Origin of the sequence: Streptomyces sp. HmicA12, from assembly GCF_000373565.1 — a bacterium.
Lineage (GTDB): Bacteria > Actinomycetota > Actinomycetes > Streptomycetales > Streptomycetaceae > Streptomyces.
This window is the reverse complement of record NZ_KB891800.1, coordinates 96,967-110,662: the sequence shown is the minus strand read 5'-3', so window position 1 is coordinate 110,662 and position 13,696 is coordinate 96,967. Positions and strand designations below refer to the sequence as shown.

The following is a 13,696-nucleotide window of genomic DNA, read 5'->3' as shown; positions in this document are numbered from 1 at the left end:
CTCGTAGACGTGTCGTCTCTCGCGCTGTACCGCCGTTATCGCCCGGAGTCGTTCGCCGAGGTCATCGGGCAGGAGCATGTCACCGACCCGTTGCAGCAGGCGCTGCGGAACAACCGGGTCAATCACGCGTACCTGTTCTCGGGTCCGCGCGGCTGCGGCAAGACGACGAGCGCCCGCATCCTGGCCCGCTGTCTGAACTGTGAGCAGGGTCCCACTCCGACGCCGTGCGGTGAGTGCCAGTCCTGTCAGGACCTCGCGCGCAACGGACCGGGGTCGATCGACGTCATCGAGATCGACGCCGCCTCGCACGGTGGTGTGGACGACGCCCGTGACCTGCGCGAGAAGGCATTCTTCGGGCCCGCCTCCAGCCGCTACAAGATCTACATCATCGACGAGGCCCACATGGTCACGTCGGCGGGTTTCAACGCGCTGCTGAAGGTCGTCGAGGAGCCGCCGGAGCACCTCAAGTTCATCTTCGCGACCACCGAGCCCGAGAAGGTCATCGGGACGATCCGGTCGCGGACCCACCACTACCCGTTCCGGCTCGTGCCGCCGGGGACCCTGCGGGACTACCTCGGTGAGGTGTGCGGCAAGGAGGACATCCCCGTCGCGGACGGCGTGCTTCCGCTCGTCGTGCGGGCCGGCGCCGGTTCCGTGCGTGACTCGATGTCCGTGATGGACCAGCTCCTCGCCGGCGCCGCCGAGGACGGTGTGACGTACGCCATGGCGACGGGCCTGCTCGGATACACGGAGAGCTCGCTGCTCGACTCCGTGGTCGAGGCCTTCGCGACCGGTGACGGCGCCGCCGCCTTCGAGGTCGTGGACCGCGTCATCGAGGGGGGCAACGACCCGCGCCGCTTCGTGGCGGACCTGCTGGAGCGGCTGCGCGACCTCGTCATCCTCGCCGCCGTCCCCGACGCCGGGGAGAAGGGGCTCATCGACGCCCCGGCCGATGTCGTGGAGCGGATGATGGCGCAGGCGAGCACGTTCGGCGCGGCCGAGCTCAGCCGCGCCGCCGACCTGGTCAACGAGGGCCTGACGGAGATGCGCGGCGCCAACGCACCGCGGCTCCAGCTCGAGCTGATCTGCGCGCGCGTGCTGCTGCCCGCCGCGTACGGCGACGAGCGCTCCGTCATGGCCCGCCTCGAGCGCATCGAGCGCGGCGGCGTCTTCACCCCGGGCGGCCAGGGACCCGGTCCCGCCATGGCCTACGTTCCCGGGCCCGACGCCCACGCGGCGCCTCCCGCACCTTTCGCCCCCTCCGCTCCTCCTGTGGCGCCCGGCAGCGGCCCGGCGGCGGCCCGCGCGGCCGTACGGGGCGGCGGCGCCCCGGCTCCTCAGGCAGAGGCGCAGGCCCAGGCCCCCGCTCCGGCACCTGCCCCGGCGGCACCTGCGCCCACACCCGCACCCGCTCCGCAGGCCCAGCCCCAGCCCCAGGCCCAGCCTCCGGCGCCGGCCGCACCGCCCGCGCCGGCCGCACCCCCCGCTGCTCCCGCGCAGGCCCCGGGCTCCTGGCCCACCGCGGCCCCGGCGGGCGGTGGCCGCAAGCCCGGCGGGTGGCCCACGGCCGCGGCCGCCGGTTCCGGGCAGCCGCCCGCGCCGCAGCAGTCCGCCCCCGCGCCCACAGCCGCCGCACCGGCGGCCCCGGCTCCGGCCGCGCCCATGGCGGCGGCACCGGTCGGCGGCCCGGACCCGCGCACCCTCTGGCCGAACATCCTGGAGGCGGTCAAGAACAAGCGCCGCTTCACCTGGATCCTGCTCAGCCAGAACGCCCAGGTGACAGGCTTCGACGGCACCACGCTCCAGCTCGGTTTCGTGAACGCGGGCGCCCGCGACAACTTCGCGAGCAGCGGCAGCGAGGACGTCCTGAAGGCGGCTCTGGCCGAGCAGTTCAACGTGCAGTGGAAGATCGACGCGACGGTCGACGCGGGCGGCGGGGCGCCCTCCGGCGGCTACGGCGGTGGCGGTGGTGCCGGTTACGCGGCGCCCCCCGTTTACACCCCGCCACCGGCGCCCGCGCCTCAGCCGACGTCTCCGTCCCCCGCTCCCGCCCCGTCCCCGACACCAGCTCCGGCACCCGCCCCGGCCCCCGTCCGCCAGCCGGTCTCGGCGGAGGACGACACCCCGGAGGACGACGACCCGGACCTGGACGAGAAATCCCTCTCGGGCCACGACCTGATCGTCCGCGAACTGGGCGCGACAGTGGTCGAGGAATTCACCAACGAGTAGTTCTGAGAGAGACGGACCCCTCCCGCCGCATGGCGAGCTGGGCCCGTCTCTCAGGGGCGCGCGGTTCCCCGCGCCCCCACCCCACGGCCCCTCCCCTGGAGAAACCCACAAACCCCGGCCCACCCCACCTTGGGAAGCCCCTACAAGCGCACCCGCCCCCGCCGGATAGGCTGACCGCGTGAAGGTCCTCGTCATCGGCAGCGGCGCCCGCGAACACGCCCTGTGCCGCTCAATGTCCCTCGACCCCGACGTCTCCGCCCTGCACTGCGCCCCCGGCAACGCAGGCATCGCCGAGGTCGCCGAGCTGCACGCGGTCGACGCCCTCGACGGCGCGGCAGTAGCCGCCCTCGCCAAGAAACTGGAGGCCGACCTCGTCGTCGTAGGCCCCGAGGCCCCCCTGGTGGCGGGCGTCGCGGACGCCGTGCGCGACGCCGGAATCCCCGTCTTCGGCCCGTCCGGCGAGGCCGCTCAGTTGGAGGGCTCCAAGGCGTTCGCCAAGGACGTCATGGCCGGCGCGGGCGTGCCCACGGCCCGCTCCTACGTCTGCACGACCCCGGAAGAGGTCGACGAGGCGCTGGACGCGTTCGGCGCCCCGTACGTCGTGAAGGACGACGGGCTCGCGGCCGGCAAGGGCGTCGTCGTGACCGACGACATCGAGCTGGCCCGCGCCCACGGACGCGCCTGCGAGCGCGTCGTCATCGAGGAGTTCCTCGACGGCCCCGAGGTCTCGCTCTTCGCGATCACCGACGGCGAGACGGTCCTCCCGCTCCAGCCCGCCCAGGACTTCAAGCGCGCGCTCGACGGCGACGAGGGCCCGAACACCGGCGGCATGGGCGCGTACTCGCCCCTCCCGTGGGCCGACCCGAAGCTGGTCCAGGAGGTCCTGGACACGGTCCTGCAGCCGACCGTGGACGAGATGAAGCGGCGCGGGACGCCCTTCTCCGGCCTGCTCTACGCCGGTCTCGCCATCACGAGCCGCGGCGTCCGCGTCATCGAGTTCAACGCCCGCTTCGGCGACCCCGAGACCCAGGTCGTGCTGGCCCGGCTCCAGACCCCGCTGGCCGGAGTCCTGCTCGCCTCCGCGACCGGCACGCTCGCCGACCTGGAGCCGCTGCGCTGGAGCGACGACGCGGCCGTCACGGTCGTCGTCGCCTCGCACAACTACCCGGACACCCCGCGCACCGGCGACCCGATCACCGGGCTCGACGAGGTGGCCGCACAGGATGCCCCGTACGCGTACGTCCTGCACGCCGGGACCAAGCGCGACGGCGAGAACGGGCCGGTCGTGAGCGCGGGCGGTCGCGTGCTGTCCGTCACGGCGACGGGCGGCGACCTGACGCAGGCCCGTGAGCGCGCGTACGCCGCGGTGGCCTGCATCGGGCTCGACGGCTCCCAGCACCGCACGGACATCGCCGCGAAGGCGGCGGCCGAGAGCTGACCGGAAACTCGGCCGGAACTCGGAGAGAACTCCGCCGGAGCACGGCCGGAGCACGGACAGCACACGGACTGCGCACGATCGGAACGTGCCGCCGGGCGGGAGTCACCCTCTCCCGCCCGGCGCCGCCATGTCAGCCACCTTTGCCCAAAGCCATTCCATCGGGTGACCGCTGCCCCCATCCGGCTGACGAGGCCCCGGAGCCCAACTAGGGTGCGGCGCACGGAGGTCAGGCACCCGTGAAGCCGAACCTCCGCCCGTCGGGAACCGTCTCGTACCGAGAACAGCCGGAGAACAGACCGAGACAGAACCAGACGGACCACCGGCATTGCGATGTCAGTGGCGGGTGCCACAGTGGGGGAGTGAGCAACGCCACCAGTGTTCCGTCGTGGGCCCCGGCCCTCGGTCGGACAGAAGGCACAGGCAGCAGGGGGTGACATCGGTCGTGTCCGGTATGGGTGCGGAAGTGGGCGCGCAGGCAGCGCGCTCCCGAGCCCTGGCCGTGCTGCGCATCCGCGGCAGGGCGACAGGGCTGGCTCTGCTGCCCGCGGCCGCGTCCGTGGTGCTGCTCGCCGGTGGCGCCACCGGCCATATGACGGGCGGGAGTTGGGACGTCGCGCGGATCGTCGTGTCCGTGGTCGCGGCGGTCGTGCTGCTCGCCGCGGCGGGCGTCGCGCTCGTCGTCGCGCGGGCCCGCCCCGCGGTCAGCCCGACCGTCCCGATCGCCGAGGACACCGCCCCCGACCTGTACCGCCTGGTGCGCGACCTGGCCGACCGGCTCGACGTCCCGGCGCCGTCGGCCATAGCGCTCACCCCGGACTGCGACAGCTGGCTCGAGGACCGGACGCACCCGGCCCACGGCCCGCCCCGGCGCGCCCGGGAGACGGCGTCGGACAGCGGGGAAGCGGCGTCCACCGCCCCGGTCCTGGTCATCGGCTCCCCGTTCCTGTGGTGGATGCGGGTGGGCGAGCTGCGCGCGGTGCTCGCCCCGGTCGTCGCCGGTACGGGACCGAGCGCGCACCCCGACATAGCCGCCGCCCGGCGCTTCGTGCGCGGCCTCGACGCGGCCGTGGCGGTCGCCGCCGCCCCCGGGCGCGGGCCGATCGCCCGCACCGTCCTGGGCGGGGTCGGCTGGGTCGCCCGGCAGATGCTGAGCGGCTGCCGGATCCACGCCGCCGAGATGGAGCGCGGGGTCGCCGCGGCCGCCTCCGAGCGTGCACAGGCTGTGGACTACGGCCTCAGGATCGTCGCGCAGGAGCAGGTCGGGCTCGCGTACGCGGGCTGGGACCGCCTGCTGACCCGGGTGGCACTGCCCGCCTGGCGGATGGGCCGCTGGCCGTCCCGCCTGGACGCGGGCGTGGTCGCCGCCCTCACCGAGCTCTCCCGCCGCGACCGCCTCGCCGCGCAGAACGGGGTCTTCGCGTCCCGGCTCGGCGAGCGCCCCGCCTGCGACCTGCTGGAGGAGCCCGGCACCGTCGACGAGGCGGCCTCCCTGCTCGCCGCCCGCCTCTTCCACGGCGGCCCCGCCGAGTCCGGCCCCGACTGGGCGCCGGTGGACTGGCAGGAGTACCCGGACGAGGTCGTGGACCGCAAGTGGCGCATCGACGCGGCACGCCTGCACCGGGTCCTGGACACGCTCGGCGTGCACCGCCCCGACACCTCCGCCGCGTCCTCCGAGGGCCCCACCCTCGCCCGGGTCCTCGACCACCTCGCGGCGTCCGCCGAGACCCCCGAGACCCCCGAGACCCCCGAGACCCCCGAGACCCCCGAGACCCCTGACACCACCGCCGAGGATCCCCCCCGGCCGGAGGCCCAGCTCCGGACGACCGGGCCCGAGGCCGAGACAGAGGTCGACATCGAGGACCTCGACCACGACCTCGACCCCGCCCCCCGCCCCGAGGTCGACACCCTCTCCGCCGGGCTCAGCGCCGAGCTGGCCCGCGAGGAGCAGGAGCGTCCGGCGCCGCCGGTCGCCACCGCGGGCCAGGGCCCGGACGGGGCGCTGTGGGACGAGGGCGCGCTGCCGCTCTTCCCGCTCCAGCCCCCGCGCACCGGACGCGAGTTGCTGTCCGACCACGTCACCGCGATGGTGTGCTGCGCCGCCGTGGACACGGCCGGCGCGACCCCGGGCCTGGACTGGCTGGACGGCCCGTCGCTCCTCGTCGACGGCGAGCGGGCGGCCGACCTCGCGCCCCGCGTCCTGAGCCTGGTCGAGGACGGCGACCCCGAGCCCCTCAAGTGCTGGCTGGCCCGGCTCGGCATCCGCCCGGAGAAGCCCGTACGCCTGGTATGACCCCGTGCGTCCCGGAGCGTGCACCGGAGGGAAGCGTTCCAGTCTCGCCAATTCACGACGAACGGTGACGGACTGCGTGCGTTATGTGATGTGCTGGGACCGGTCGCGGACACAACATATGGACGCACCACCCAGACGTGCCGGACAGGCACACAAACCGCACCACACAGGCGCACCAGACGGACTCGGCGCACGGGATGCGACGGACGGACACAGCAGCCCGGACGCAGCAGCCAGGACGCACCGAACCGGACGCACCAGAGCCCGGACGCGGACATCCGCGTGGGCCGGCTCGGGGGAGCGAGGGAGGGAGCAGGCATGGCGCTGGGGCCTGACAGGGCAGGGCACCCGGAGGAGCAGGCGCGGCAGGGCGCCGCCCCGCCCCCGCGCCCCCGCACACCCCGCTGGGAGTCCGGCGCGATGGCGCACGCGGTGAGCGACCCCTTCGGCCAGGGCCCGCTGCCCTGGCTGCGCGGCAGCGAGCACTACTTCGACGACACGGGTCAGGTCGTTCCCTGGTACGTGGACCTGGAGCACGCCCCGCAGCCCGGCTCCACGAACAGCGCCGCCATTCCCAGCCCGCGCACCAGCGGCCCCCGTTCCGCCGACGACGTGCACCGCCAGATCAAGGGTTTCACCTCCACCGGCGCGGCCGCCCCCGGCGAGGCCATCGACTTCCACATCACGGTCGACCCGCCCCAGCAGTTCACCGTGGACATCTACCGGATCGGCCACTACGCGGGCGACGGCGCCCGCAAGATCACCACGAGCCCCCGGCTCTCCGGCATCGTCCAGCCGCCGCCCCTCTCGGTGGACCGCACGGTCTCCTGCCACCACTGGTGGCAGTCCTGGCGCCTGCAGATCCCCTCGCACTGGAACGTGGGGGCGTACGTGGCCGTCCTCACCACCCTCGACGGCTACCGGTCGCACGTCCCGTTCACGGTCCGCGACACGAATCCGGCCGATCTGCTCCTCCTCCTGCCGGACATCACGTGGCAGGCGTACAACCTGTACCCGGAGGACGGGCACACCGGCGCCAGCCTCTACCACGCGTGGGACGAGGAGGGCCGGCTGCTCGGCGAGAGCGAGGCCGCGATCACGGTCTCCTTCGACCGCCCGTACGCGGGCGCGGGCCTCCCCCTCCACGTCGGCCACGCCTACGACTTCATCCGCTGGGCGGAGCGGTACGGCTACGACCTGGCGTACGCCGACGCCCGCGACCTGCACGCGGGCCGCATCGACCCGACCCGGTACCGCGGACTGGTCTTCCCCGGCCACGACGAGTACTGGTCGGCGAACATGCGCCGTACCACCGAGCAGGCCCGCGAGCACGGCACCTCCCTCGTCTTCCTCTCCGCCAACACCATGTACTGGCAGGTGGAGTTGGGCCCGTCCCCGTCCGGTGTCCCCGACCGCCTCCTCACCTGCCGCAAGCGCAGAGGCCCGGGCAAGGCGACCCTGTGGCGGGAGATCGACCGGCCCGAGCAGCAACTCCTGGGGATCCAGTACGCGGGCCGCGTCCCCGAGCCGCACCCCTTGGTCGTACGGAACGCGGACCACTGGCTGTGGGAGGCGACCGGCGCCCACGACGGAGACGAGATCGAGGGACTGGTCGCCGGCGAGGCCGACCGCTACTTCCCGCGCACGGCCCTGCCCGAGCATCAGGACCGGATCCTGCTGGCCCACTCCCCGTACCGGGACGGCGACAAGGTCCGCCGCCACCAGGAGACCTCGCTGTACCGGGCGCCGTCCGGCGCGCTGGTCTTCGCGTCCGGGACGTTCGCCTGGTCCCCGGCCCTGGACCGGCCCGGGCACGTCGACCCCCGAGTCCAGCGCGCGACGGCCAACCTCCTCGACCGCATCTGCAAACGAGACTGAGCACACAGCCCCGCGCCCGACCCGTGGCCAGAACTCGTCTCCCCGTACGGGACAATCGAGAGCACTCGTACAGAACCACGGGGAGGAACCGTGTCCGGATTCGTCGAAAAGCCCGAGCCGCCGCAGGTGCCGGGCCTGGTGCATCTCCACACCGGCAAGGTGCGGGACCTGTACCGCAACGAGACGGGCGACCTCGTGATGGTCGCCACCGACCGCCTGTCCGCGTACGACTGGGTGCTGCCCAGCCTGATCCCGGACAAGGGCAGGGTCCTCACCCAGCTCTCCCTGTGGTGGTTCGACCAACTCCAGGACCTGATCCCGAACCACGTCCTGTCCGCTGCCGACGAGGACCTGCCCGAGAGCGCCCCGGCCGACTGGGCGGGCCGCACCCTCATCTGCAAGAGCCTCGACATGGTCCCGGTGGAGGCGGTCGCCCGCGGCTACCTCACCGGTTCCGGCCTGGTCGAGTACAACGAGTCCCGCACGGTCTGCGGTCTCGCGCTGCCCGAGGGCCTGGAGGACGGCTCGGAGCTGCCCGCCCCGATCTTCACGCCCGCCACCAAGGCCGCGGTCGGCGAGCACGACGAGAACGTCAGTTACGAGGAAGTGGCCCGCCAGGTCGGCGCGGACACCGCCGCGCAGCTGCGCCAGGCCACGCTCGCCGTGTACAGCCGGGCCCGGGACATCGCGCGCGAGCGCGGCATCATCCTGGCGGACACCAAGTTCGAGTTCGGGTTCGACAGGGCCCCGGACGGAACGAGCACGCTGATCCTCGCGGACGAGGTGCTCACCCCGGACTCGTCCCGCTTCTGGCCGGCCGACCAGTGGCAGCCGGGCCGCGCGCAGCCGAGCTACGACAAGCAGTTCGTACGGGACTGGCTGACCTCGCCGGCCTCCGGCTGGGACCGCAAGAGCGAGACCCCGCCGCCCGCCCTCCCCGAGGAGGTCGTCGCCGCGACGCGCGCCAAGTACATCGAGGCGTACGAGCTGCTCACCGGCCAGAGCTGGTCGTAGAAGCCGGAGAAACCGGAGAAGCGGAAGCCGTAGAACGAGAAGAGCCCCGGTCCGTAGGGACCGGGGCTCTTCTTCATGGAGCGAACGACGAGGTTCGAACTCGCGACCTCAACCTTGGCAAGGTTGCGCTCTACCAACTGAGCTACGTTCGCAGGCACCACCGGGGTGGTGTCCCGTGCGCCGAAGCGCGACGCCAACTATACCCAACCCCGCTCGCGTGCGAGACGCACCGCCGCGTGACGGTTCTCCACCCCCAGCTTGGACACGGCCGACGAGAGATAGTTGCGCACCGTCCCCGGGGACAGCGCGGCCCGCTCGGCGATCTCCGTGACGGGCGCCCCGTCCGCCGCCAGTTCCAGCACCTCGGCCTCGCGGGCGGTCAGCGGGGAGTCGCCGGAGGAGATCGCGTCGGCCGCCAACTCCGGGTCCACGTAACGGTTTCCGGCGTGCACGGTGCGGATGATCTCGGCGAGTTGCTGCGCGCTCACGGTCTTCGGCACGAACCCGCGCACCCCGGCCGCGAGGGCCCGCTTCAGATGTCCAGGGCGCCCGTGGCTGGTCACGATCATGGTGCGGCAGCCGGGCAGTTCGTCCCGGATCGATGTGGCCACGCTCACACCGTCGGCGCCCGGCATCTGCAGATCGAGCACGGCGACGTCCGGCTTGTGCGCCCGCGCCATGGCCAGCGCCTCGGGCCCGGTGGCGGCCTCGGCGACCACGACGAGGTCGTCCTCGAGGGCGAGAAGGGCGGCGAGGGCCCCGCGGATGAGGTGCTCGTCGTCGGCGAGCAGGACGCGCAGGGTCATCGGACCCCCTCCGGCTCGGGCTGCCGCGCCGGTACCGACGGCACGACGGCCATGACCCGGAACACCCCTTCGCGCACCACACCCGCCTCCAGCGTCCCGTTCACCTGGGCGAGCCGCTCCCGCAGCCCGGCGAGCCCGGACCCACGACCGCCCTGGGCGGCCGCCGCGGCCCCGTCGTTCTCCACGGTCAGCACGACCCCTTCCGCCTTGTTCTCCACCGTCACCCGACAGGACTTCGCGTCCCCGTGCCGCAGTACGTTCGTGGTGGCCTCCCGTACCACCCAGGCGAGCGCCGACTGCACCTCGCCCGGCAGCCCGGCGGCCGAGCCCGTCACCGTGCACGCGATCCCGGCCGCGTCCAACACGCCCCGCGCACCGACCAGTTCGACGGTCAGGTCGGCCTCGCGATATCCCCGTACGACATCACGTACCTCCTTCTGCGACTCCTGCGCGATGCGCTGCACCTCGACCATCTGCGCGACGGCCGCCTCGGTGCGTCCGCGCCGGGCCAGCTGCACGGCGAGTTCGCTCTTCAGGGCCACGACCGAGAGATTGCGGCCCATGACGTCGTGCAGGTCGCGCCCGAAGCGCAGCCGCTCCTCGGCGACGGCGAGCCGGGCCTCGACCTCGCGGGACCGCTCGGACTCCCACACGACGGAGAGGTTCCAGGCGCTGCACCGGTAGGAGGCGAGCGCGATCGCGGCGCTCAGGGCGAGCAGCCCGGCCTCGGCGACCAGGCTCACCGAGGCGTGCCCGAGGACCGCGCTGCACGCGAGGACGACCGCGATGACCACGGCCGCCTGCCGCACGAACCGGCGGACCGGCACCATCAGCGAGTAGGCCCCGGCGAAGGGCATCGGCGCGAACAGCAGCGGCATCGCGATCAGTCCGTCGCGGTTGCTGTCGGTGGCCACGATGGCCGCGATCAGCGCGAACGCGGCAAGGGTGAGGGCCCCGGCGGTGACCGTCAGGGCCCGGGGCACCGGCCCGCGCCCGAGGTACTGATCGAGGGCGAGGCTCGTGTGCCGGCCGGCGACCAGGCACTGGGCGGCGTTCACCACGACCAGTGCGACCCCGAGGGCGAACGCGGTGCGCTCGCCCCGCAGGCTCCCGGCGAGACCGGTGCCCGACCAGGCGAGCAGGAACAACCAGTTGACCGCGCCCAGCGTGAACCGGCTCTGCCACTCCACGCGCTCGACCTTGCTGCGGTCCCGCCACCGAACCCGCGCCACCGAAGATCCTCCTGCCGTCAGCGCCGAGGTTCCCACCGGAACCGCTTCCGCACAGCAAACACGGCCACGACGATCCAGGCCACCGCCACGACGATCGCCTTCAAGGACTCCCCGCCGGTCAGGATGCCGCTCCAGCCGCCCCGCACCAGCGTGAGCGCCGACGTCAGGGGGAGCAGCTCGCAGACGGCCGCCAGCTTGTCGGGGAACACCTCCAGCGGGACGATCCCGCCGGAGCCGATCATCGAGACGAGCAGCATCGGCATCGCGGCGACCTGCGCGCTCTCCACGCTGCGGCTGAAGACCGTCGTGAAGGCGGCGAGGGCGACACACAGCGGGATGCCCAACAGCACGCCGAGCACGACCAGTTGCGGCGCGTCCGGCGCCCCGGCGTCCAGCGCCACCGCGCACACGCCGGCCACCGCCACGCACTGCACGAGCCCGATCACGACGGACGGCACGGCGGCCCCGGCGAGGATCTCCAGGTCGCGCAGTTCCCCCGTGCGCAGCCGCTTGAGGACGAGTTCCTCGCGCCGGGAGGCGTACACGCTCACCAGCGAGCTGTACACGGCGAACAGCAGCGAGAAGGCGATCGCCGAGGAGATCATGACGGTGCCGAGGTCGAGCCCGGCGTCCTTCAGAGTGCTCTTGTCCACGGACCGGGAGACGCTGAAGGGCAGCACGAGCGGCACGAACACCGCCGTGAACAGCACGCCCTTGCTCCGCCCGATGAGCGTGAACTCGGCCCGCGCGAGCGCCTTGAGCCGACCCGCGGAGGTGGTCATCGCTACCGTGCTCATCCCGCCATCTCCTTCTCCGGAACCGACGCACCGGCCGCATCGCCCGCGCCGGCCGAGGTCTTCGCGTCCCGCGCGATCCGCAGGAACGCCTCCTCCAACGAGGCCCCGCGCACATCGAGCCGCCGCAGTTCCACGTCCGCGTCCCGGGCCCACACGAGCAGCCCGGTGGCGGTCCGCTGCAGTTCGTCCGTACGCAGTCGTACGGTGCGTCCCTCGACCTCGTGGCCGCTCACCCCGAGCGGGGCCAGCGGGGGCAGGTCCCCGACGAAGTACCCGTCGGGCAGCTCGAACGAGATCCGGGACGGCTGGGCCGCGACGACCTCGTCGACGGTTCCCTCGGCGGCGATCCGCCCCTCGTGCAGGATCGCGAGCCGGTCCGCGAGCTCCTCGGCCTCTTCGAGGTAGTGCGTGGTCAGCAGCACGGTGGTGCCGTCGGCGCGCAGCCGGCGCACCAACTCCCAGGTCTCCTGGCGCCCTTCGGCGTCGAGCCCGGTGGTCGGTTCGTCGAGGAAGAGCACCTCGGGGCGTCCGAGCAGCGCGAGCGCGAGGTCGAGCCGCCGCTTCTCCCCGCCGGACAGCTGCTTGACGCGCACCGTGCGGCGGCCGCCGAGGCCGACCATCTCCAGCGCCTCGTCGACGGGCCGTGCCCCGCTCGTGCACCCGGCCCACATGCGGGTGGTCTCGGCGACGGTCAGCTCGCCGGGGAACCCGCCCTCCTGGAGCATCACACCGATCCGGGGCCGCACCAGGTCCCGTTCGGTGTACGGGTCGTGGCCGAGCACCCGCACCTGCCCGTCGGCCGGCGCCGCGAGTCCTTCGAGGAGTTCGAGGGTGGAGGTCTTGCCGGCGCCGTTGGTGCCGAGGAGTGCGAAGAGCTCGCCGCGGCCCACGGAGAAACTCACTCCGCGCACCGCTTCGAAGGGCCCCTGTTTCGTGTCCCCGTACACGCGGCGCAGATCAGTGACGTCGATCACGCGCTCGTTGTTGGTCATGACTCGAGCCTTCCAGGGGCGGAGGCCGGGTGGCAGTGCGCGCTGTCATCGACGTACATGACAAATGTCAGGTCGGGCGCGGGAAACGCGGAAGGCCCGGATCCTGATGGATCCGGGCCTTCCGAACTGGAGCGAACGACGAGGTTCGAACTCGCGACCTCAACCTTGGCAAGGTTGCGCTCTACCAACTGAGCTACGTTCGCATTGCCTCCGACCAGCTCTCACTGATCGGCGCGAGCACCAGCCTACCGCACCCAGAAGGGTGATCGGTACGCGATGCGGAGCGGGTGACAGGAATTGCACACTGCGCCTTCCCCCTGGAAGGGGGATGTTCTACTACTGAACTACACCCGCACGGTCGTGAGGTTCGGCCTGTCGGCCTTGCCCCTCGGCGTGCTCCAGACTCTAACCGACCGTCGGGGGTGCAGCGCAAGTCGGTTGCCGCGAGGGGCTCCTGACGTGGAGGCCGGGTGAAGGCGCGAGGACTCAGTTGGCCTTGGCGAACTCCTCGTAGATCCGCTTCGGGATGCGGCCGCGCGGCGGCACGTCGAGCTGGTTCGAGCGGGCCCAGGCGCGGACGGCGGCCGGGTCCGGGCTCACTGCCGTGTGCTTGAACACCTTCTCCGCCCGGCCGGCCGTCTTGCCCGACCGCTTGCGCCCGGCCTGCAGGAACGGGGCGAGCGCCGTGCGGAGCTGTTTCGCGTTGTCTCGATTCAGGTCGATCTCGTACGACTTGCCGTCGAGACCGAAGGCGACCGTTTCCGCCGCTTCTGAGCCGTCGATGTCGTCAAAGAGAGTGACCACGACACGCTGCGCCACGAATATCGGTCCCTTCGTCCGGCATCCCCGCTTTGACGTGCGGTGATGTCGACTGTTCCGCCGTTGTCCAGCAGTTGTCAGGCAAAGCTCGGGCAATGTTGCGGCCCGAGTTCAGGCCTGTTGCCGGTATCTGCCATTTCCTTTTTACCCTGTCCGACATTGCACTGGGAAGACCATTTAAAAACCTCCGCGTGTCTGTGT

At 72.6% G+C, this 13,696-nt stretch carries 10 protein-coding genes and 3 tRNA genes; 5 read left to right on the top strand and 8 right to left on the bottom strand.

Features of this window, described 5'->3' with window-relative positions; all coding sequences use genetic code 11:
- Positions 1 to 9 precede the first annotated feature (9 nt).
- From B072_RS0108755 to B072_RS0108735, 5 genes are all read left to right on the top strand, one after another.
- Positions 10 to 2,229 carry a DNA polymerase III subunit gamma and tau gene (locus tag B072_RS0108755; protein ID WP_018529560.1) on the top strand — a complete coding sequence of 740 codons (2,220 nt, stop codon included), beginning with the start codon at positions 10 to 12 and terminating at the stop codon, positions 2,227 to 2,229.
- 178 nt (positions 2,230 to 2,407) lie between these two features.
- Positions 2,408 to 3,667: a phosphoribosylamine--glycine ligase gene (purD, locus tag B072_RS0108750; protein WP_018529559.1), complete on the top strand. Its 1,260-nt coding sequence runs from the start codon at positions 2,408 to 2,410 to the stop codon at positions 3,665 to 3,667.
- Positions 3,668 to 4,118: 451 nt separating this feature from the next.
- Positions 4,119 to 5,957, top strand: a complete 1,839-nt coding sequence (locus tag B072_RS0108745) for a hypothetical protein (RefSeq protein ID WP_043243614.1) — start codon at positions 4,119 to 4,121, stop codon at positions 5,955 to 5,957.
- 420 nt (positions 5,958 to 6,377) lie between these two features.
- Positions 6,378 to 7,835 carry a N,N-dimethylformamidase beta subunit family domain-containing protein gene (locus B072_RS0108740; protein WP_018529557.1) on the top strand — a complete coding sequence of 486 codons (1,458 nt, stop codon included), beginning with the start codon at positions 6,378 to 6,380 and terminating at the stop codon, positions 7,833 to 7,835.
- A gap of 90 nt (positions 7,836 to 7,925) precedes the next feature.
- Positions 7,926 to 8,849, top strand: coding sequence for a phosphoribosylaminoimidazolesuccinocarboxamide synthase (locus B072_RS0108735; RefSeq protein WP_018529556.1), 924 nt, complete (start codon positions 7,926 to 7,928; stop codon positions 8,847 to 8,849).
- A gap of 76 nt (positions 8,850 to 8,925) precedes the next feature.
- Here B072_RS0108735 and B072_RS0108730 read toward each other — a convergent pair.
- The 8 genes from B072_RS0108730 to B072_RS0108695 form a co-directional block, all read right to left on the bottom strand.
- Positions 8,926 to 9,001, bottom strand: a tRNA-Gly gene (locus B072_RS0108730).
- 45 nt (positions 9,002 to 9,046) lie between these two features.
- Positions 9,047 to 9,655 carry a response regulator transcription factor gene (locus B072_RS0108725; RefSeq protein ID WP_018529555.1) on the bottom strand — a complete coding sequence of 203 codons (609 nt, stop codon included), beginning with the start codon at positions 9,653 to 9,655 and terminating at the stop codon, positions 9,047 to 9,049.
- Positions 9,652 to 10,887 carry a sensor histidine kinase gene (locus B072_RS42855; RefSeq protein WP_018529554.1) on the bottom strand — a complete coding sequence of 412 codons (1,236 nt, stop codon included), beginning with the start codon at positions 10,885 to 10,887 and terminating at the stop codon, positions 9,652 to 9,654. The genes B072_RS0108725 and B072_RS42855 overlap by 4 nt, the downstream gene beginning before the upstream one ends.
- Positions 10,888 to 10,904: 17 nt before the next feature.
- A complete protein-coding gene (locus B072_RS0108715; RefSeq protein WP_018529553.1) occupies positions 10,905 to 11,684 on the bottom strand; it encodes an ABC transporter permease in 780 nt (259 codons plus the stop codon).
- A complete protein-coding gene (locus tag B072_RS42850; protein WP_018529552.1) occupies positions 11,681 to 12,676 on the bottom strand; it encodes an ABC transporter ATP-binding protein in 996 nt (331 codons plus the stop codon). The genes B072_RS0108715 and B072_RS42850 overlap by 4 nt, the downstream gene beginning before the upstream one ends.
- A gap of 127 nt (positions 12,677 to 12,803) precedes the next feature.
- Positions 12,804 to 12,879: transfer RNA gene (locus B072_RS0108705), tRNA-Gly, on the bottom strand.
- A 79-nt stretch (positions 12,880 to 12,958) separates the two neighbouring features.
- Positions 12,959 to 13,030, bottom strand: a tRNA-Gly gene (locus B072_RS0108700).
- Positions 13,031 to 13,162: 132 nt separating this feature from the next.
- Positions 13,163 to 13,495 (bottom strand): histone-like nucleoid-structuring protein Lsr2, encoded by a 333-nt coding sequence (locus tag B072_RS0108695; RefSeq protein WP_018529551.1) that lies wholly within the window; start codon positions 13,493 to 13,495, stop codon positions 13,163 to 13,165.
- Positions 13,496 to 13,696 lie beyond the last annotated feature (201 nt).